We start from the raw sequence: 19,349 nt of genomic DNA, 5'->3' as shown, positions 1-19,349 counted from the left end.
TTTGTTTTAGAATAAATCGTTCGCAAAGTAAGAACACAATATTCAATAACTTAATAACAAAAATGGTCGATAGAGATAAAATATATCAAACTAAATTAATAAGTAACTAACTACTGACCTCTAAAATCTTTATTTTAAAAGCAATGGTTTTGTACTGTTACGTTCTATAAGCGTGGTTTTAATTATTTTAGTTTCAAAAACATGTTCCGAAGTTATAGGCTGTTCGATTTTTGAAATTAGGATTTCAGCAGCCGTTTTCCCCATAAACACACTATGCTGATTTATACAAGTAATAGATGGCTTTGTATATTTAAAAAAGTCGCTGTTGGTAAAACTTATAATTGAAATATCATCAGGAATGTTATACCCGCGATCTTGAGCAATAACCATAGACTCTACTGCCGAGAATTCTTCCAAACCAAGAATAGCATCAATCTTTTGGTAATCTAACATGGTTTTTACTTCCGTTTCAAAATCGTAACCTGGTTTTATTAAGTTTATAATCTTTTTATTTACCGGAATACTATAGTCTTCTAAAGCTTTTAGGTAGCCATCAATTCGTAATTTAATAATCCCAAAATTATCTAAAGTAGACACCACAGAAATGTGTTTACAACCTGTTTTAATTAGATGTTCAGTAGCCTTATAAGCACAATTAAAATCATCGGCAATAACTTTATCGGTATTCACTGCGTCTGAAACTCTATCGAACATCACCACAGGACCAGCATTATCTATAAATTCTTCAATATGACTGAAATGTTGTTTAGCTTCGGCTTCTTCGCTTAACGAAATAAGTAAGCCGTCTATTATGCCATTTTCAAGCATATTTATAGATGTGATCTCTTTCTCTAATTTGCCGTGAGAGACAATTGCAATTACATTATACCCTTTGTCGTTTGCAATTTGTTCTATGCCGCTAAATGTTTTTACAAAAAAAGGATTTAAAATTGAAGGCATAATAACCCCAATGGTTTTTGTTTTCTTATTCAGTAAACTCAAAGCAATACTATTAGGTCTGTAGTTATGTGCTTTGGCGTATTCTTGTATTTTTAGTTTGGTGGCACTACTAATTTCATAACTATCTTTTAAAGATTTAGAAACCGTTGCAATGGACACATTAAATGCTTTTGCAATTTGTTTTAATGTGGTACGTTGTTTCATAAATTATGAAATGAATTTTGAATTATAAACTTTAAATGAAGTAAAATAATTAGAGTATAAAAATACGCCTAAATTTTAATATTTATAAAATGTTTCCATATGATTTTAGATTACTGAAAATCTATTTAAAGTTATTCTATGTGCAAATAAAATAACGGATCTAAATGCTATCAATCGAGATGTAATCTGAGATATCCAGAAACATGTATTGAGTAATTAATAATTTATAATTAAGCTTTTGAAAATCATCTAGTTCTCACCGTACGTTGCTCGATACGTTTTTCATAATCCTTTCCTTGAAAAATACGTTGTACAAAGATGCCGGGTACATGAATTTGATTCGGATCTAAAGTGCCAACAGGAACTAATTCTTCAACTTCGGCAACTGTAATTTTAGCAGCACCGCACATTACAGGATTAAAATTTCTAGCAGTTCCTTTAAAAATAAGGTTTCCTGTAGCATCACCTTTCCACGCTTTTACAAATGCAAAATCTGCTTTAAAGGCATGTTCTAAGATATACATTTTTCCATCGAATTCTCTAGTTTCCTTCCCTTCTGCAACTTCAGTTCCATAGCCTGCTGGTGTGTAAATAGCAGGGAAGCCAGCTTGTGCAGCACGACAACGTTCTGCTAAAGTGCCTTGAGGAATCAATTCTACATCTAGTTCTCCGCTAAGCATTTGTCGTTCAAATTCATCATTTTCTCCAACATAAGAGGAAATCATTTTTTTGATTTGTTTTTTCTGAAGTAATAATCCCAAACCAAAATCGTCTACACCTGCATTATTGGAGATACAAGTCAACCCTTTAATTTCTTTTTTAACCAATTCGCTGATTGCATTTTCAGGTATACCGCAAAGACCGAAACCACCAAGCATCATTGTCATATTATCGGAAACGCCTGCTAGAGCATCCTCAACAGACTGTACTGTTTTTGTAATCATGTGTGTTTGAGTTTTAATGTAATTAAAAATACGAAATTACAATGTTATACGTGGATTTATTATGAAAATAACAAAATTAACAATACTTATGTTCTGCATAATAAGCGTGAACACAATCTTAGATTCTGAAGAATAAATTCAATATAAATTTTAAAGAAATCGACTCAATAAACACAAAACACATGTAATTTGGAGGATATCTCAATTCAAGTTATTAAAAAGCCTAGAATGGGTTAGAAGGCTGTGTTAAACCTCCAAAGTAAATTTATTTCTAATTTTGAAAATAGTGGGTAAATATCCTGCAAGTACAAAACAAAAAAGGGCTCAATCTCTTGAAACCCTTATTAACACTAGTGGAGAAGATGGGGCTCGAACCCACGACCTCTTGACTGCCAGTCAAGCACTCTAGCCAACTGAGCTACATCCCCAATATAATTTATTTTACGCCTCTTAATACTAAAACAGGAAATGGGCTGTAAAAATCCTTTTTCAAAATTACATTTTTTTCCCACATTTTAGTAAAAAATCCACGTTTTCGTCTAAACACACATAATAGGTCTGGTTCATGTACTTTATAGTGTTCTAAAACACCATGAAAGGTCGTTGCACTTTCTGTATAAACAGTTTCAGTTATTATGGTTGTAAGCGCACTGTTTACTTTAAAATCGCCTTCTTTATAAAAAGGGGTCTTTACTAATAATAAATTCACAACCGATTTAAATTCATCTTGGAGTTGTTTTAAAGGCGCTAATGCACCTTCCTTTTTTATTATAGCAGACTTTATTGCAATTAAAATATTCGAAATAGGCTTAAACACATAGCCTTCTGGAACGATTAGAGAAGGAATATTAGTCTTTTTTATAATTTTTCCAGACGTTTTTCCTAAAAATACTTCTTCTTTAATAGAATTGGTTCTAGGCTCTACCAACATTAAATCTACATCTGCTGTTTTACAAATCAATTCCAAAGTATCTATTAATTTGCCTTTAAAACTTTTCACAACAATGTCAACATTTTTAGTATCAATACTGGCTAACAAATTATTTAAATGCAACATACTTTCCCGTTCTAAAATATGGTCAATTTTGCCTAAAGTCCCTGATTTTAATCGCATATCATACACCTGTACAACATATAAACGCGCTCCAAATGCTTGAGCAAAATCTACAGCATATTGTAAATGACTTTCAATATTTTTTGAATTTCCAACAGGAACTAAAATATTTTTCATAATAGATTTAAAAAATTAAAACGGCTATAAAAGTAATCATAAAACAAATTCAAAATCTTACTATTATTTACTTCTTCACAATTATTAAATTATAACTTCTAAAAAATACCCGACCTTCGTAATTTATTAACAAATTATAATTTCAAAACTGAACATTTGGATCAATCCATATCTTTAAAACACATTAATACACTTGCTGTTCCTGCTATAATTGCAGGAATTAGCGAACCTATTTTATCGATTACAGATACCGCTATTATTGGAAATGTAAATATAAATCCTACCGAAGCTTTAGCAGCTGTAGGTATTGTTGGTACATTTATTTCTATGTTAATTTGGGTTTTAGGCCAAAGCAGGAGTGCGATATCTTCGATTATTTCGCAATCTGTGGGTGCTAATAAATTAGACGATGTAAAAAATCTACCTGCTCAAGCTATATTTTTAATCACGTCTCTGAGTATTGTTATTATTCTGGTCACATACCCTCTCGCAGAATCTATTTTTAAACTCTATAATGCATCGGGATTAATTTTAGATTATGCTGAAGAATATTATAAAATTCGGGTTTTCGGATTCCCATTTACACTCTTTACATTTGCAGTTTTTGGCGCATTTCGCGGGTTACAAAACACCTATTACCCGATGATAATTGCAATAATCGGATCTGTTTCTAACATCGTTTTAGATTTTGCTTTTGTATACGGTATTACAGATTTTATTCCAGCTATGCACATTAAGGGAGCTGCTTATGCAAGTGTAATAGCTCAGCTTATTATGGCGTTACTAGCGGGTTATTATTTGTATAAAAAAACAGATATTCCTTTAAAAGTTACCTTTCCGTTTAATAAGGAAATTAATAAGTTCTTGTTAATGATTCTCAACTTGTTCATTCGTACTTTAGCTCTAAATACCGCTTTGTATTTTGCAAGTTCGTATGCAACTGGCTATGGTAAAAACTATATAGCAGCTTATACCATAGCAATAAATTTATGGTTTTTAGGAGCCTTTTTAATTGATGGATTTGCAAGTGCGGGAAATATTCTTTCAGGGAAATTATTCGGTGCTAAACGGCCAGATTTATTAATAAAACTGAGTAATAAACTTATTGTTTTAGGTGTTATTACAGGTCTTGTTTTAGCCCTTTTAGGATGGCTTTTTTATGAACCAATTGGACGTGTTTTTACTAAACAACCTGAGGTTTTAGAAGTGTTTTATAATGTATTTTGGATTGTTCTTGCAATGCAACCGCTATGTGCATTAGCCTTTATTTTTGACGGGATGTTTAAAGGTTTAGGTAGAATGAAATATTTAAGAAACGTACTCCTTGTATCAACTTTTTTAGTGTTTATTCCAACCTTGCTTATTTTAGATTATTACGACTATAAATTATATGCCATATTTATAGCATTCACAGTTTGGATGGCTGCTCGCGGTATTCCCTTAATTGTAAAATTTAGACAGCTTTTTTTAGTTCCAAAATAACAGTGTATATACTATTTCTAATATCAATACTTTAGGATTAAGTAATTTGCTATGGGCTATCGAAAGTTTATTGTAAAATTTTAGGCTGTTCGAACTAACCGAAAGTTTCTTTTCGGCTATTAAGTTTATAGCGAGTTCCTGAAATTTAGTTATCAAATAAAAAAATAGATAAACTCTTTTAAGCCCAGATTTTTTGCTTTCTTTTATTATCAATTAAAAAAAGAAACATCATTAATATTTAAAAGACAATAGTTGCTCACTTGCAGAAATCTTTTAAATTTGATTCAAATTAAGTTTTCAAATCAACCCCAAAACATGATTCCACTTTTACAAGACGTAAACATAGAAGATAAAATAAATAACGCACCTGATTCTAATTACGAAATCGGCGTATTTATAGGCTCTATGATTCCGTTTGTGGTACTTGTTCTTTTAGCATATTTGATGTATTACTACAGTAAAAAAAATAATCAAGATAACAACCTATGAATGTATTAGAATTTTTAAGCGGAAACGGACTATTCCTTATATTAGCCATCGCCTTAGTCATTATTTATATATACAACCGCAACAAAGGCGGGCGCCGATAATTTAGCGCGTTTTTAACCAGCCTGTAATACTTAATCGCTTAGTATGAACTGGTTTAACTTCGTGCTCTAAAATCTGACTTTCGAAAATGACAACACGTCCAGGAAAAGGATAAATTATTTTCTGAACCTCAACACCGTTTTTATCAGTGTAGATTACCAATTCTCCACCGTTTTCGGGTTTCCAATCCTCATCATTTAAATAACACACAAACGATAATTTTCGTCTGTCGTCATTCTGAAACGTATCTAAATGACGTTTATAAAACGTACCTTTTGGATAAATCGCATAATGAAATTCCTTATGTAATATCCCTAAAAAACAGGTTCTATTCAGGTAAGAAACTAAATCATTTATCTTGTTAAAAAATAAGGTTTCAGCAGGTTGTGCTGTGTCTTCATCTATCCATAAAATCACATCGCCACGAATCGCTTTCTCTATGGTTTCATTTACACGATTGCCAATAGCGGCCTTCTTAAAGGCATCTTCGTCGTATTTAAAATGAATAGAATCGCGAAGTTGAGACACTTCATTTACATCAAAAAAATTATCAATAATACTATATTGCTGACTCAAAAGATCATCTATAATCTTCTCGTATAACGGGTGTTCAGCAACGACCAACTCTTCGAAAAGCGGAGTCATTAAAGGGGTGTTATCATTTTAGCTAACTCTTTGTAATTTAAAAACTTAATTTGTTTTTCTTATAAAAAGCATTCAAATGTAATCTAAAAACAAATTGCTTTTACAAATTCGGTACCTTTGCATTGTTAAAAAATCAAAACATGAGTAATATTCGAATTACCAAACAATTTACTTTCGAAACCGGACACGCCCTTTATGGCTACGACGGAAAATGTAAAAACGTACACGGCCACAGTTACAAACTTTCGGTTACCGTAATTGGCAAACCCATCACGGATAACAACAATGTTAAGTATGGAATGGTTATCGATTTTGGCGATTTAAAACGAATTGTAAAACGTGAAATCGTCGATGTATTCGATCATGCTACTGTGTTTAATAAAAACACCCCACATGTCGAGTTGGCTAGAGAGTTAGAACAACGTGACCACAATGTGTTGTTAGTCGATTATCAGCCCACAAGTGAGATGATGGTTATCGATTTTGCAAAAAAAATTAAGACCTATCTACCAAGTCATATAGCGTTGCATTCCTTAAAACTTCAAGAAACCGATAGTAGTTTTGCAGAGTGGTATGCTAGTGATAATTTGTAGGGCGTTCCCTTTCGCTAAGCTACAGGTCAGGCTTTCGCAAGTCGCTTTTTAAATGCAAAAAAGCATTAAAAAGAGCTTCAACAATTGCTCAATCCTTAACGCAAATCCAAACCAAGTACAATCTTTATATTTACAGCATGCAAATTCCAGAAGGCAAAAAAATATACTTCTCGTCCGATAATCATTTAGGAGCTCCAACTCCAGAAGATTCGCTTCCAAGAGAGAAAAAATTTGTCGCTTGGCTAGACGAAGTTAAGCACGATGCCGCAGCCATATTTTTATTAGGCGACTTGTTCGATTTTTGGTTCGAATACAAAACTGTAGTTCCAAAAGGATTTGTAAGAACTTTAGGAAAATTAGCAGAAATAAGAGATTCTGGAATTCCGATTTATTTTTTTGTTGGAAATCACGATTTATGGATGGATGATTATTTCGAGAAAGAACTAAACATTCCTGTCTACCATAAACCGAAAGAATTTACCTTTAATAATAAAACATTTTTAATTGGTCATGGAGATGGATTAGGTCCTGGAGATAAGGGTTATAAGCGAATGAAAAAAGTGTTTACCAATCCTTTTTTTCAATGGTTATTTCGTTGGTTGCACCCAGATATTGGTGTAAGAATAGCACAATATATGTCGGTTAAAAACAAATTGATTTCTGGAGACGATGATGCTAAATTTTTAGGAGAAGACAGCGAATGGCTAGTGCAATATTGCAAACGTAAATTAGAAACCAAGCATTACGATTATTTCGTATTTGGTCACCGCCATTTACCAATGGAAATTAAATTAAACGACACGGCTAAATATATTAATCTTGGCGATTGGATTGGGTATTATACCTATGGTGAATTTGATGGGAATCATTTCGAATTAAAAAAAATAGAAGATAATTAAGTACACATTTGCTTCCTCCTTTTTAATTAGCAATCAGGAGAGCTAATTATGTGGAGGTTTTAATAGTTTAATTCTGTTAAATCAATCGTTGTTGCTTGGTCCATTATCCGAGAGTCTTGCTGTAATATGTAATAGTTCATATCCGTCCTTGAAACCTTGCTTCAATAAATAATCAACTAACTCCAGCCGTTATAGTCTTCTGTTGGAGTCATTATAACTCCTTGAACTTCAAACTCTATTAGTTGTTCTTTTAACCATTCATCAACAATAATGAGAGAGGGAGCATGTAAGATCCGAAATATATGTAATCCTTTAGCTTTTACTTTATCAATCGAAAAAGAATAAAGCGTTTGGCGTATTCCTGGTATTTTCTCATCCAGTTTACTTTTTCCTAAATCAACAGCATCAAGTAAGCCAATAATATTTGCTATTGAATACCCTCCTTCTATATCACCATTTGGAGCATGTAAATTTACTGGTAAGCATTGGATGTTATCAACACCAAGGCGGTTTAATTCACCTATTAATTCGTCATGAAATAAGGTCACTAGACCCGGGATAAGGTCACCTCTATCATCATTACTTCTTGGTGAAAGTGTGATATTTAATTTCCCTACCTCGGGTAATATTTTACCATCAATCAACTCAAGTGGATCTAAACTGCCACTATCAATTGTTGTTGCAGGGTCTATTATTTCAGGGTCTAACTTCATTATGAAATATTTCATTTTCATTCTTAAAATATAGCTTAGTTAAATTACATAGTTGTGTTACTTAACGACTAACCCCAGCCGTCGTATTCTTCGGTGGGGTACATTAAAACACCAGGAGGATAATATTCAGTTAGCTCTTTATACAAACTTTCATCAATTATTATTAAAGAGGGAGCATGTAATATACGGAATATTCGTAAGCCTTTGACTTTTTCCTCATCGATGCTAAAAGAATATAATGACCCTATGCCACCATGTGCTCTTGGTTTTATTCTACTTTTGCTAATATCAACAGCATCAACTAAGCCAATTATGTTAGCCATAGAGTAGGCTTTTTCAACCATGCCATCTGGAGCATGCATATTTACTGGGAAATACTGAATGTTATCTATATTGAATTTATTTAATTCAGTGATGAAGTTTTTATGGAATAGCGACACTTCGCCACCAATGATACAACCTATCGAGTTTCCACTTCTAGGTGAAAGTTTGATATTTAATTCACTGGGTTCAGGTAAAATTTTACCATCAAGTAACTCAAGAGGATCTAACCCGCCACTATCAATCGTCGTAGCTTGATCTGAAATTCTAGGATCTTGTTTAATTATATAATATTTCATGTTATTCCATGAGTTTTAAAACATTAAACTTAACTACTAACTCCAACCGTCGTATTCTTCTGTATGGTACATAACGACTTCTTCTACTTCGTTAGCTAACAAGTGTTCTTTTAACCAGCCAGAAACAATAATCAGTGCGGGTGCATGTAATATTCGAAAAATGTGAAGTCCCTTGGCTTTTTCTTTATCAATAGTAAAGGAATAGAGTGTACCTATACCACCGTGTGCTCTAGGTTTAATTGTACTTTTATCAAGATCAACAGCATCAAGTAAGCCGATTATATTAGCAAGCGAATAGCCTTCTTCAATCGTGTCATCAGGGACTTGAATATCAACAGGAAAGTACTGAATGTTATCTATACCTAGCTCACTAAGTATTTCAATAAAGTCATCATGAAATAATGTTGAAACGCCATCCATTATATCTCCTCTGCTATCCCCACTTCGTGGTGATAGCTTGACCATTACTTCACCAGGATCGTCTATTAATTTGCCATCAATTAAATCAAGTGGATCTAGGCCACCACAATCACTGGTTTTAGCTTGGTCGTCGAAACGGGGATCTTGCTTCATAATGAAATAATTCATGTTCGTCCTTGAAATTTTGCTTCAATAAGTTAGCAACTAACTCCAGCCGTTGTATTCTTCTGTAGGGTACATTAATACAGAAGGGGCCTTAAATTCAGTGAGTTCTTTATACAATGTTTCATCTATGATGATTAATGAAGGTGCGTGTAATATGCGAAATATTCTAAGACCTTTTACTTTTTCTTGATCAATGGTAAAAGAATAAAGAGTTGGTCTTATTCCCGGGATTTCTTCGTCAAAAGTGCTGTTTTCTATGTCAACAGCATCGACTAAACCAATAATATTAGCTAGCGAATAAGCTTTTTCAACCATATCAGTCGGTCCGTGCATATTTACTGGGAAATATTGGACATTATCTATATTTAATTCTTTTAATTTAGCAATGAAGTTTTTATGAAAAAGAGGCACTATACCGCCAATGATACAACCTCTACGATTACCACTTCTTGGAGATAATTGTATATTTAATTCTCCTGGTTGGGGTAACACCTTCCCATCAAGTAAATCAAGTGGATCTAAGCCCCCACTATCAGTAGTGGTTGCTTGGTCAGAAATTCTAGGATCTTGCTTCATTATATAATATTTCATTTTATTCCATTCCAAATTCTTCTGTGTGTATTTGTTGTTCTTTATGAGGAAAATCTTGTGCACAGCCTGAAAAATCATAAGCCCGTTTGGACACAAAAAAAGGATAGCTGTCTGCAGGTTTTGCCCCATTTTTTCCGTTAAACTTCTCTAATGCCTTTTTAATTCTTTTAGGATTTATAAGTAAGTATTGACCATTATTGCAAATGGTTATTGAGCTTGTGGTATAGTTTTATTGTAAGGCACTTTATAAGCGAGTGTCCTTTTTAATTTTATCAAGTGGATCTATAGAGCCACAGTCACTAGTTTTAGGTTGCTCTGCTATTCTTGGATCTTGTTTTAATATATAGTATTTCATATCCGTCCTTGAAACCTTGCTTCAATAAATTAACAACTAACTCCAACCGTTATAATCTTCTGTTGGATACATTATAACTCCCTCTATCTCGTAAGCTAATAGTTTTTCTTTTAACCATTCATCAACAATTATGAGTGAAGGCGCATGTAATATACGAAAAACATGAAGCCCTTTTGCTTTTTCTTTATCGATAGTGAACGAATATAGAGTTTGTCTTATATTTCCAATCTTTTCACCTAACGTACTTTTATCAATATCAGCACCATCAACTAAGCCAATTATGTTAGCCATAGAGTAGGCTTTTTCAACCATGCCATCTGGAGCATGCATATTTACTGGGAAGTATTGTAAGTTATCAATGTTTAACCTATTAAGTTCATCTATTAAATCTTCATGAAAAAGCGTTACTACGCCAGGCACAAAATCCCCTCTATCATCGTTACTTCGTGGTGATAGGTTAATATGTAATTCACTTGGGTCAAGTAGAACCTTGCCGTCGATTAAATCTAGAGGATCTAAAGTCCCTGAATCTATAGTTGTTGCGGGGTTTATCTCTTCGATGTCATGTTTCATTATGAAGTATTTCATTTGGATTTTCCTTTTCTAACTTTCTATCAGAATAAATAGGATTTTTGAAGTCAGGAAAAAGCGCATTTTAAAGCAAAAGTATTTATGTTTTACCGAATAAATTTATGACCTTTCAACCAGTTTTCGCAGTCGGTTTTCCAAAATAAATGAGTTTCATCTTTACTTAAACCAAAACCATGTCCACCTTTTTCAAAAAGATGCATTTCTACAGGCACTTTGTTATTTTTTAGTGCCAAATAGTAGTTGATACTATTTCTGCAGGAACAGCATTATCGTCTGTAGCATGAACTAAAAATGTTGGAGGGCTGTTTTTATTGATATGTAATGCGTTCGAAAACTTTTCAATGTCTGCTTCCGAGGGTAAAGCTCCTAGTAAACTTGTTTTAGAACCCTGATGCGTAATGCCATCTTTCATAGAAATTACAGGATAGATTAACAATGAAAAATCTGGCTTAGCGCTATTTTTATCTGATGCATAAATCACATCGTTATAACGTGTCGATAAAGTAGATGCTAAATGTCCGCCAGCCGAAAATCCTATGACACCAACCGTGTTTATATTAGAATCCTTCGCATGACGTCTTACATAACGCATCGATTCTTGAGCATCTTGCAACGGAGCAATGCTTTTATCTTCCATAATACGAGTGTTCGGTAAGCGGTATTTTACAACGTAAGCTGTAATGCCTAAAGTATTTAACCATCTAGCAACTTTAAAACCCTCTTTTAATATCGCTAAATGGGTGTAGCTTCCGCCTGGAAAAATAACAATGGCTGTTACGTTCGGATTTTTAGGTTTAAAAATGCTTAATGTTGGAATAGAAACTTGAGATGTACTCGTAAATTCGTTACCTTCAAAAAGAGGTTTCTCTATGTAAGTGGAATCAGAGATTGCGTTAGGAATATCGTGTTCCCAGAGTGGAATAGTTTCATCCTGACTGTAAATTCCGAAGTACGTGAACATACAAAAACTTAGAGTTAAAAGTGTTTTATAATTAGTATTAAAAGGCATGGAGTTGTTTTCTCAAATATAAAGTTAAATCGTAAAAAAGGTTTATTAAAGTAGAAATTATCCAGTTAACGCCTTAGGGAACGTAATTTAAACTTAAATAGATGTAGCAGACTATTTAAAATGTCTTTATATTTTTTTGTAGGAGGTTAATTTACACTCAAAAAAAATATTACTTTTCAATTTTGTTATTCTGAATTATTATTTTCAATCTATCAAGTTTTGTAACTTAAAGAGTAAATGCACTATGACTAAATAAATTGTCGTGTCAATAGTTGTTTAAGTAAATTATTTTATGTTAAATTTACCGCTCGTATAAAGATTAAATTAATATCCGATTACAAATTTAAATTTTTATTGAACTTATTTTGGTTAAGTTAATTAGCCAACGAACAATGTGATGCAAAACAAAACAAAACTTATTTTATTTATGCTCTTGTTTACAGGGTGTTTGTGTATTGCGCAAACGCTGCCTGAGCCAGGAACCCCTGAAGGTAGAACTCCAACTGCCCCAGGTTTACCGATAGATGGAGGTTTAACTGTTTTGATTGCAGCAGGTGCTTACTACGGTATCAAGAAATCTTTAAAAAAATAAGATTATTTAATATCAAATTCCAATAGGCGTTTCACATATTTCCCTAAAACATCAAATTCTAAATTTACAGCATCTCCTATTTTAAAGTATTTAAAATTTGTGTGTTCAAAGGTGTATGGTATAATAGCCACACTAAATTGATTCCGTTTAGAGTCTACCACCGTTAAACTAGTCCCGTTTACTGTTATCGATCCTTTTTCAATAGTAATATTATTAAGGTCTTTATTGTATTCAAAAGTGAATAGCCAACTTCCTGAAGTTTCTTTAATCTCAATGCAGGTTGCAGTTTGGTCTACATGACCCTGAACAATATGTCCGTCTAGTCTATCTCCAAGCAGCATGGCGCGTTCTAAATTAACTAAATCATTAACCTGTAGCGTTCCTGTATTTGTTTTGTTTAGGGTTTCTTGTATGGCTGTCACCGTATATGTATTCTCTTTTATGCCTACAACCGTTAAACAGACACCATTATGTGCCACACTTTGGTCAATTTTTAATTCTGAAGCCAAACTACTTTCTATGGTTACATGTAGATTATCTTGATCTGATTTAAGATTGGCAACACGACCTAAATTTTCTATTATTCCTGTAAACATATTAATTCATTTATTTGATTAAATTTGTAATTGTAAAATTACGAACAAAATAGTTATCAAGTTTAATGAAGAAAGAAGAAAATATTATAGTTGGCATTTCAATTGGAGACTTGAACGGTATTGGTGGCGAAATCGTATTGAAGACTTTTGAAGATCCTAGAATTCTAGAATTTTGTACACCAGTGATTTTCGCTTCAGTTAAAGTGATGTCTTTTTTTAAGAATCATTTTAAAATGGATATCAACTTTAATGGCATAAACCATATTAACCAAATTATTCTTGGTAAGGTTAATGTACTTAATGTTTGGAAAGAGAATGTGTCTATTAACTTTGGAAAAGAAGATTTTAAAATAGGTGAGTACGCAATTAAATCTTTAGAGGCAGCTACATTGGCCTTAAAGGAAGGCACTATCGACTTGTTGGTAACTGCTCCTATTAATAAGCACAATATTCAGTCTGAAAAATTTAAATTTCCAGGACATACAGATTATTTAGCGCAAGAGTTAGAAGGCGAAAGTTTAATGTTTATGATAACTGACTTCTTAAAAGTAGGTTTGTTAACAGATCATGTTCCTGTAAGTGAAGTTTCAAATCATATCACCCCTGAATTAATAGAAACGAAAATTAATACTGTTTATAAATCACTTCAACAAGATTTTCAAATTTCTAAACCTAAAATTGCAGTACTAGGGATAAATCCGCATACTGGCGATAATGGAGTAATAGGAAATGAAGACGATGAGGTATTGCGTCCGACATTAAAAAAAATTAAGGATAGTGGTAAATTGGTTTTTGGACCATATGCTGCAGATAGTTTTTTTGGTTCTAATAATTACAAGAATTTCGACGCCATAGTTGCATCATATCACGATCAAGGTTTAATTCCGTTTAAAACATTGTCTTTTGGAGAAGGTGTAAACTATACGGCAGGTTTAAATAAAGTACGAACATCTCCAGATCATGGTACGGCTTTTGAAATAGCAGGGAAAGGTATTGCAAACGAAACGTCTTTTAAAGAGGCGTTATTTGCTGGGATCCAGATTTTTAAACATCGATTAGAATACGACGAGCTTGTTAGAAGAGTATAAAATATAGATTAAAAAAGATATAAACAAAAAAATGTTTATAAGTAAGCTTGCCTATAATAAAATTTTATATATTTGCAGACCCAAAATAGATATGGAAATGAAGCCGTTGAAAGAATTTACAATTCAATTTATTGGATTAAAATTAGGAAAACATCAATTCGAATATCAAATTGGACAAGAGTTCTTTAAACATTTTGAGTATGAAGATTTTAATAGTGCAGACATTCATGTTGATGTTCTTTTAGAAAAAAAGAACACTTTACTAGAGTTGCACTTCGAAATCGAGGGAATAGTAAACGTCTATTGTGATGTCACAAACGAACCTTACGACCAACCAATTCAAAATGAATTTGATTTGGTAGTGAATTTTGGTGACGAGTACAACGACGAAGAAATTGATATGCTAGTAATTCCTCATGGAGAATACGAATTAAATATACAGCAGTATATTTACGAATTAGTAGTATTGGCAGTACCTACGAAGCATGTCCATCCTGGAGTTGAAGATGGAACATTGCAATCAGAAATACTTGATAAGTTAGAAGAATTAAGTCCTAAAATTAAGGAAGAAAAAAAAGACGAAGAGGAATCAGACCCTCGTTGGAATACATTAAAGAAACTATTAACGGATAATAAATAAATAGAAAATGGCACATCCTAAAAGAAAAATCTCGAAAACAAGAAGAGATAAAAGAAGAACACACTATAAAGCAACTGCGCCACAAATTGCTACGTGTCCAACAACAGGAGAAGCTCACCTATATCACAGAGCACATTGGCACGAAGGAAAATTATACTACAGAGGTCAAGTATTAATTGACAACTCTGAAGTAGAAGAGAATCTAGCATAAGTATTATGCACGCATACAAAAAAACGCTCCATTGTGAGCGTTTTTTTTGTCATATAGTTTTCTATAAGTCAAAAACAACTTAATTTGCATCTAATTAAACTAAAAATTAAGTAATTTGGCCATTAAATTGAGGTTTCAGGTCTAATTATCTAAGTTTTGGTTCAATAATTTATACGTTATGAGTAAAATAACAGCGGCTATTACGGCTGTAGGAGCATATGTCCCAGAGTACGTTTTAACTAATAAGATGTTAGAGTCTATGGTTGACACTAACGATGAATGGATTCTGTCTAGAACAGGAATCAAAGAACGTCGTATTTTAAAAGAAGACGGGAAAGGAACATCTTTTTTGGCTATAAACGCAGCTCAAGACCTTATTAATAAGTCAGGAGTAGATCCAAAGGAAATAGATCTAGTAATTGTAGCAACAGCTACACCAGATATGAAAGCGGCAGCAACAGCTGCGTTTACTGCAACTGCAATAGGCGCTGTGAATGCTTTTTCTTACGATTTAGAAGCAGCATGTTCTAGCTTTTTATTCGGAATGTCTACAGCAGCTAGTTATATTGAATGTGGACGCTATAAAAAAATATTACTTATTGGAGCAGACAAAAACTCTTCAATGATTAATTATAAAGACCGTGCAACATGTATTATATTTGGTGATGGTGCCGGTGCTGTGTTATTCGAACCTAATACAGAAGGTTTTGGATTGCATGACGAGTATTTAAGAAGCGATGGTAGTGGTAGAGATTTTCTACAAGCTACGTATGGCGGATCATCTTTTCCTCTTACCCCAGAAGCAGTAGCCGAAGGAAAACACTATGTGTTTCAGGATGGAAAAACAGTATTTAAAAATGCTGTGTCTAATATGGCAGATGTTGCTGTAAAAATATTAGAACGAAATAATTTATCTAAAGACGAAATTTCTTGGTTAGTAGCCCATCAAGCGAACAAACGTATTATAGATGCAACAGCAAATAGAATGGATTTAGATCCTGAAAAAGTAATGATTAATATAGAAAAGTACGGTAATACGACTTCTGCTACATTACCATTGTTACTTAACGATTATGAAAAACAACTTAAAAAAGGCGATAAATTGGTTTTTGCAGCCTTTGGAGGTGGTTTTACTTGGGGATCTATATACTTAACTTGGGCATACAATTCCTAATTGACTAATAATAACTTATTTTAAAATCTAATTTATTATGGATTTAAAAGACATTCAAAATTTAATTAAATTCGTTGCCAAATCTGGAGCAAGCGAAGTTAAATTAGAAACCGATGATGTAAAGATTACCATCAAAACAGGTGGTGACGATAAAGGAGAAACTACAACTTATGTACAACAAATACCTGTAACTCAGGCTCCTGTTGCACATCCTGTAGCTCAAGCTCCTGCAGCAACAGTAGCTCCTGTAGAAACAGAAGCAGATTCAAAATACATAACTATAAAATCTCCAATTATTGGAACTTTATATAGAAAACCTTCACCGGACAAACCTCTGTTTGTAGAAGTTGGTCAAACTATAAGTGAGGGAGATGTGCTTTGTATTATTGAAGCTATGAAGCTCTTTAACGAAATTGAATCAGAAGTATCTGGTAAAGTTGTTAAAATACTTGTAGACGATGCGTCTCCAGTAGAATTCGATCAACCTTTATTTTTGGTAGATCCATCATAACCAATTTTAAAATTCCAAAACAAATCCCAATACGCTTGGAATTTGGAATTTGAGATTTTTAATTTTATACGTTATGTTTAAAAAAATACTAATAGCCAATAGAGGGGAAATAGCACTGCGTGTTATTAGAACCTGTAAAGAAATGGGGATTAAAACGGTTGCAGTATATTCTACAGCCGATGCAGAAAGTTTGCACGTAAAGTTTGCAGACGAGGCCGTATGTATAGGCCCTCCACCAAGTAGTGAATCTTATTTAAAAATGTCTAATATAATTGCAGCTGCAGAAATTACAAATGCAGACGCCATTCATCCAGGATATGGGTTTCTTTCAGAAAATGCTAAGTTTTCTAAAATATGCGAGGAACACGATATCAAGTTCATAGGAGCTTCTGCCGATATGATCGCAAAAATGGGAGATAAGGCTACTGCAAAAGAAACTATGAAAGCTGCCGGAGTACCATGTGTTCCTGGAAGCGATGGTATTATAGCAGATTTTGAAATGTGCCAGAAAGTTGCCTTAGAAACAGGTTATCCTGTTATGCTTAAAGCAACCGCAGGTGGTGGTGGAAAAGGTATGCGTGCCATTTGGAAAGAAGAAGACCTTCGAGATGGTTGGGATTCTGCCCGTCAAGAAGCTAAAGCTGCTTTCGGAAACGACGGTATGTATATGGAGAAACTTATTGAAGAACCTAGACATATTGAAATTCAAATTGTAGGAGATTCAACAGGAAAGGCTTGTCATTTATCAGAACGCGATTGCTCAATTCAACGTCGTCATCAAAAGTTAACCGAAGAAGTTCCTTCCCCTTTTATGACTAAGAAATTGCGCGATGCCATGGGTAAATCTGCTGTAAGTGCAGCAGAATACATTAAGTACGAAGGTGCTGGAACTATCGAGTTTTTAGTCGATAAACACCGCAATTTCTACTTTATGGAAATGAATACACGTATCCAGGTCGAGCATCCAATTACAGAACAAGTAATAGATTTCGATTTAATTCGTGAGCAAATACTTGTAGCATCAGGAGTGCCAATTTCAGGTAAGAATTACACGCCAAACCTACATTCTATTGAATGTCGTATTAACGCAGAAGATCCTTATAATGGATTCCGTCCGTCGCCAGGTCGTATTACAACATTACACGCGCCAGGAGGTCACGGAGTACGTTTAGATACCCACGTTTATGCAGGTTACAGTATACCGCCAAACTACGACTCTATGATTGCAAAGTTAATTACAACGGCGCAAACTCGACAAGAAGCCATCAGTAAAATGAAACGTGCTTTAGACGAATTCGTAATAGAAGGTATCAAGACAACAATTCCGTTCCATAGACAATTAATGGATCATCCAGATTATGTCGCTGGAAATTATACTACAAAATTCATGGAAGATTTCGTAATGGAAAAACCTCCAGTAGAAGAATAAATCAAAAAAACTCCGGAATCTATTTCGGAGTTTTTTTATGGTGTTTCTTTTGCTGAAAAAGCAAAAGTCAGGCTATCCGCTATATCTTTTATTTTAAAAAAAAGAAAAGGATGCCGCTTCTATCCTTAACACAACTCTAGTTTAACATTTCTATTTTTAGTATTTAAATAATCTTTTAACCTTAATAATTGGAGGTCAAGTTAATTCTTAACTTCATTTAAATACAGAAACTCTTGTGGTTTATAGGGTTTTAAAATGTAAATAAAGTAGTTCAGCCTCGTTTTATTCCGTTTAACTATTTTTTTTTTAGTACATCTTAATGCCACTTATATTTGTGTCACCATAACATAAGTAGGTTAAGTTCATGGTAGATTTGGGGCAAAAGGTGAACTTAACAGTTCACCTTTTACATTTAAAATAATTTCCAAAAAAAAATCGGACTATATAAAATATAGCCCGACTTCAATATAAATTTTAATACGTCTTATTTTGCTTCAGCATAACGACGTTCTACTTCATTCCAGTTAATTACATTAAAAAATGCATTAATATAATCAGGTCTTCTGTTTTGGTAATTTAAGTAGTAAGCATGTTCCCAAACGTCTAACCCTAAAATAGGAGTTCCGTCGCAAGAAACACCAGACATTAATGGATTGTCTTGGTTTGGTGTAGAACATACAGATACTTTTCCGCCTTTATTTACACATAACCAAGCCCATCCTGAACCAAATTGTGTTGCAGCAGCTTTACTAAATGCATCTTTAAAAGCATCTACAGATTCAAAAGCATCTTCGATAGCTGCTTTTAATTCTCCAGATAAAGCACCTTTACCTTCTGGATTCATTACTTCCCAAAATAATGAATGATTGTAAAAACCACCACCATTATTTCTAACAGCACTATTACTCATGTCTAAACCTGTAAGAATATCTTCAATAGATTTTCCTTCTAAGTCTGTTCCAGCTATAGCGTTATTTAAATTGTTAGTATATCCTTGGTGATGTTTAGTGTGGTGTATTTCCATTGTACGAGCATCGATATTTGGTTCTAATGCATCGTAAGCATATTGTAATTTCGGTAATTCGAAAGCCATAATAT

At 33.4% G+C, this 19,349-nt stretch carries 24 protein-coding genes, 1 tRNA gene and 1 pseudogene; 12 read left to right on the top strand and 14 right to left on the bottom strand.

Annotated features, from left to right (window positions below; all coding sequences use genetic code 11):
• A pseudogene (locus R6X41_RS12145) lies at positions 1 to 110 on the top strand (IS1595 family transposase); the annotation flags it as partial.
• Positions 111 to 129: 19 nt separating this feature from the next.
• On the opposite strand, the gene R6X41_RS12140 reads toward R6X41_RS12145, so the two are convergent.
• From R6X41_RS12140 to R6X41_RS12125, 4 genes are all read right to left on the bottom strand, one after another.
• Positions 130 to 1,164: a LacI family DNA-binding transcriptional regulator gene (locus tag R6X41_RS12140; protein WP_318500604.1), complete on the bottom strand. Its 1,035-nt coding sequence runs from the start codon at positions 1,162 to 1,164 to the stop codon at positions 130 to 132.
• 245 nt (positions 1,165 to 1,409) lie between these two features.
• Positions 1,410 to 2,108, bottom strand: coding sequence for a CoA transferase subunit A (locus R6X41_RS12135; protein ID WP_318500603.1), 699 nt, complete (start codon positions 2,106 to 2,108; stop codon positions 1,410 to 1,412).
• Positions 2,109 to 2,462: 354 nt separating this feature from the next.
• Positions 2,463 to 2,536, bottom strand: a tRNA-Ala gene (locus R6X41_RS12130).
• A gap of 8 nt (positions 2,537 to 2,544) precedes the next feature.
• A complete protein-coding gene (locus R6X41_RS12125; protein WP_318500602.1) occupies positions 2,545 to 3,339 on the bottom strand; it encodes a universal stress protein in 795 nt (264 codons plus the stop codon).
• Between the two features lie 156 nt (positions 3,340 to 3,495).
• Here R6X41_RS12125 and R6X41_RS12120 point away from each other — a divergent pair, with 156 nt between their 5' ends.
• On the top strand, positions 3,496 to 4,821 hold the full coding sequence (locus tag R6X41_RS12120; RefSeq protein ID WP_318500601.1) for an MATE family efflux transporter: 1,326 nt from the start codon (positions 3,496 to 3,498) through the stop codon (positions 4,819 to 4,821).
• 315 nt (positions 4,822 to 5,136) lie between these two features.
• Positions 5,137 to 5,310, top strand: coding sequence for a hypothetical protein (locus R6X41_RS12115; protein WP_318500600.1), 174 nt, complete (start codon positions 5,137 to 5,139; stop codon positions 5,308 to 5,310).
• A gap of 102 nt (positions 5,311 to 5,412) precedes the next feature.
• Here the strand turns inward: R6X41_RS12115 and R6X41_RS12110 are convergent, their stop codons facing one another.
• Positions 5,413 to 6,054: a 2OG-Fe(II) oxygenase gene (locus tag R6X41_RS12110; protein ID WP_318500599.1), complete on the bottom strand. Its 642-nt coding sequence runs from the start codon at positions 6,052 to 6,054 to the stop codon at positions 5,413 to 5,415.
• 140 nt (positions 6,055 to 6,194) lie between these two features.
• Here R6X41_RS12110 and R6X41_RS12105 point away from each other — a divergent pair, with 140 nt between their 5' ends.
• Positions 6,195 to 6,647: a 6-pyruvoyl trahydropterin synthase family protein gene (locus tag R6X41_RS12105; RefSeq protein WP_318500598.1), complete on the top strand. Its 453-nt coding sequence runs from the start codon at positions 6,195 to 6,197 to the stop codon at positions 6,645 to 6,647.
• Between the two features lie 137 nt (positions 6,648 to 6,784).
• Positions 6,785 to 7,546 (top strand): UDP-2,3-diacylglucosamine diphosphatase, encoded by a 762-nt coding sequence (locus tag R6X41_RS12100; protein WP_318500597.1) that lies wholly within the window; start codon positions 6,785 to 6,787, stop codon positions 7,544 to 7,546.
• A 176-nt stretch (positions 7,547 to 7,722) separates the two neighbouring features.
• On the opposite strand, the gene R6X41_RS12095 is transcribed toward R6X41_RS12100, so the two are convergent.
• The 7 genes from R6X41_RS12095 to R6X41_RS12065 all read right to left on the bottom strand — a co-directional run bounded on the left by R6X41_RS12095 (position 7,723) and on the right by R6X41_RS12065 (position 11,962).
• Complete coding sequence (locus tag R6X41_RS12095; RefSeq protein WP_318500596.1) at positions 7,723 to 8,259, bottom strand: imm11 family protein; 537 nt, start codon at positions 8,257 to 8,259, stop codon at positions 7,723 to 7,725.
• Between the two features lie 68 nt (positions 8,260 to 8,327).
• Positions 8,328 to 8,879 (bottom strand): imm11 family protein, encoded by a 552-nt coding sequence (locus tag R6X41_RS12090; RefSeq protein ID WP_318500595.1) that lies wholly within the window; start codon positions 8,877 to 8,879, stop codon positions 8,328 to 8,330.
• A gap of 36 nt (positions 8,880 to 8,915) precedes the next feature.
• Positions 8,916 to 9,452, bottom strand: coding sequence for an imm11 family protein (locus R6X41_RS12085; protein WP_318500594.1), 537 nt, complete (start codon positions 9,450 to 9,452; stop codon positions 8,916 to 8,918).
• Positions 9,453 to 9,503: 51 nt separating this feature from the next.
• Positions 9,504 to 10,040, bottom strand: a complete 537-nt coding sequence (locus tag R6X41_RS12080; protein ID WP_318500593.1) for an imm11 family protein — start codon at positions 10,038 to 10,040, stop codon at positions 9,504 to 9,506.
• 406 nt (positions 10,041 to 10,446) lie between these two features.
• On the bottom strand, positions 10,447 to 10,983 hold the full coding sequence (locus tag R6X41_RS12075) for an imm11 family protein (RefSeq protein WP_318500592.1): 537 nt from the start codon (positions 10,981 to 10,983) through the stop codon (positions 10,447 to 10,449).
• Positions 10,984 to 11,087: 104 nt separating this feature from the next.
• On the bottom strand, positions 11,088 to 11,234 hold the full coding sequence (locus R6X41_RS12070) for a hypothetical protein (protein ID WP_318500591.1): 147 nt from the start codon (positions 11,232 to 11,234) through the stop codon (positions 11,088 to 11,090).
• A complete protein-coding gene (locus R6X41_RS12065; protein WP_318500590.1) occupies positions 11,225 to 11,962 on the bottom strand; it encodes an alpha/beta hydrolase in 738 nt (245 codons plus the stop codon). The genes R6X41_RS12070 and R6X41_RS12065 overlap by 10 nt, the downstream gene beginning before the upstream one ends.
• 445 nt (positions 11,963 to 12,407) lie before the next feature.
• On the opposite strand from R6X41_RS12065, the gene R6X41_RS12060 reads away from it, so the two are divergent.
• On the top strand, positions 12,408 to 12,602 hold the full coding sequence (locus R6X41_RS12060; protein WP_318500589.1) for a PID-CTERM protein-sorting domain-containing protein: 195 nt from the start codon (positions 12,408 to 12,410) through the stop codon (positions 12,600 to 12,602).
• A 2-nt stretch (positions 12,603 to 12,604) separates the two neighbouring features.
• On the opposite strand, the gene R6X41_RS12055 is transcribed toward R6X41_RS12060, so the two are convergent.
• Positions 12,605 to 13,198 (bottom strand): riboflavin synthase, encoded by a 594-nt coding sequence (locus tag R6X41_RS12055; RefSeq protein ID WP_318500588.1) that lies wholly within the window; start codon positions 13,196 to 13,198, stop codon positions 12,605 to 12,607.
• Between the two features lie 65 nt (positions 13,199 to 13,263).
• Here R6X41_RS12055 and pdxA point away from each other — a divergent pair, with 65 nt between their 5' ends.
• From pdxA to accC, 6 genes are all read left to right on the top strand, one after another.
• Positions 13,264 to 14,286, top strand: coding sequence for a 4-hydroxythreonine-4-phosphate dehydrogenase PdxA (pdxA, locus tag R6X41_RS12050; RefSeq protein ID WP_318500587.1), 1,023 nt, complete (start codon positions 13,264 to 13,266; stop codon positions 14,284 to 14,286).
• A 97-nt stretch (positions 14,287 to 14,383) separates the two neighbouring features.
• Positions 14,384 to 14,926, top strand: a complete 543-nt coding sequence (locus R6X41_RS12045) for a YceD family protein (protein WP_318500586.1) — start codon at positions 14,384 to 14,386, stop codon at positions 14,924 to 14,926.
• A 7-nt stretch (positions 14,927 to 14,933) separates the two neighbouring features.
• Positions 14,934 to 15,137, top strand: coding sequence for a 50S ribosomal protein L32 (gene rpmF / locus R6X41_RS12040; RefSeq protein ID WP_007647175.1), 204 nt, complete (start codon positions 14,934 to 14,936; stop codon positions 15,135 to 15,137).
• A gap of 178 nt (positions 15,138 to 15,315) precedes the next feature.
• Complete coding sequence (locus tag R6X41_RS12035; RefSeq protein WP_318500585.1) at positions 15,316 to 16,311, top strand: beta-ketoacyl-ACP synthase III; 996 nt, start codon at positions 15,316 to 15,318, stop codon at positions 16,309 to 16,311.
• Between the two features lie 37 nt (positions 16,312 to 16,348).
• A complete protein-coding gene (gene accB, locus R6X41_RS12030; RefSeq protein ID WP_318500584.1) occupies positions 16,349 to 16,822 on the top strand; it encodes an acetyl-CoA carboxylase biotin carboxyl carrier protein in 474 nt (157 codons plus the stop codon).
• Positions 16,823 to 16,895: 73 nt separating this feature from the next.
• Positions 16,896 to 18,251 carry an acetyl-CoA carboxylase biotin carboxylase subunit gene (gene accC / locus R6X41_RS12025; RefSeq protein ID WP_318500582.1) on the top strand — a complete coding sequence of 452 codons (1,356 nt, stop codon included), beginning with the start codon at positions 16,896 to 16,898 and terminating at the stop codon, positions 18,249 to 18,251.
• Between the two features lie 484 nt (positions 18,252 to 18,735).
• Here the strand turns inward: accC and R6X41_RS12020 are convergent, their stop codons facing one another.
• Positions 18,736 to 19,344: a superoxide dismutase gene (locus tag R6X41_RS12020; RefSeq protein WP_318500581.1), complete on the bottom strand. Its 609-nt coding sequence runs from the start codon at positions 19,342 to 19,344 to the stop codon at positions 18,736 to 18,738.
• Positions 19,345 to 19,349: the final 5 nt, after the last annotated feature.

The organism is Formosa sejongensis, from assembly GCF_033447105.1.
Taxonomy (GTDB): Bacteria; Bacteroidota; Bacteroidia; order Flavobacteriales; family Flavobacteriaceae; genus Formosa.
The sequence above is the reverse complement of the archived record's forward strand: the minus strand, read 5'-3'. Positions and strand labels throughout refer to the sequence as shown.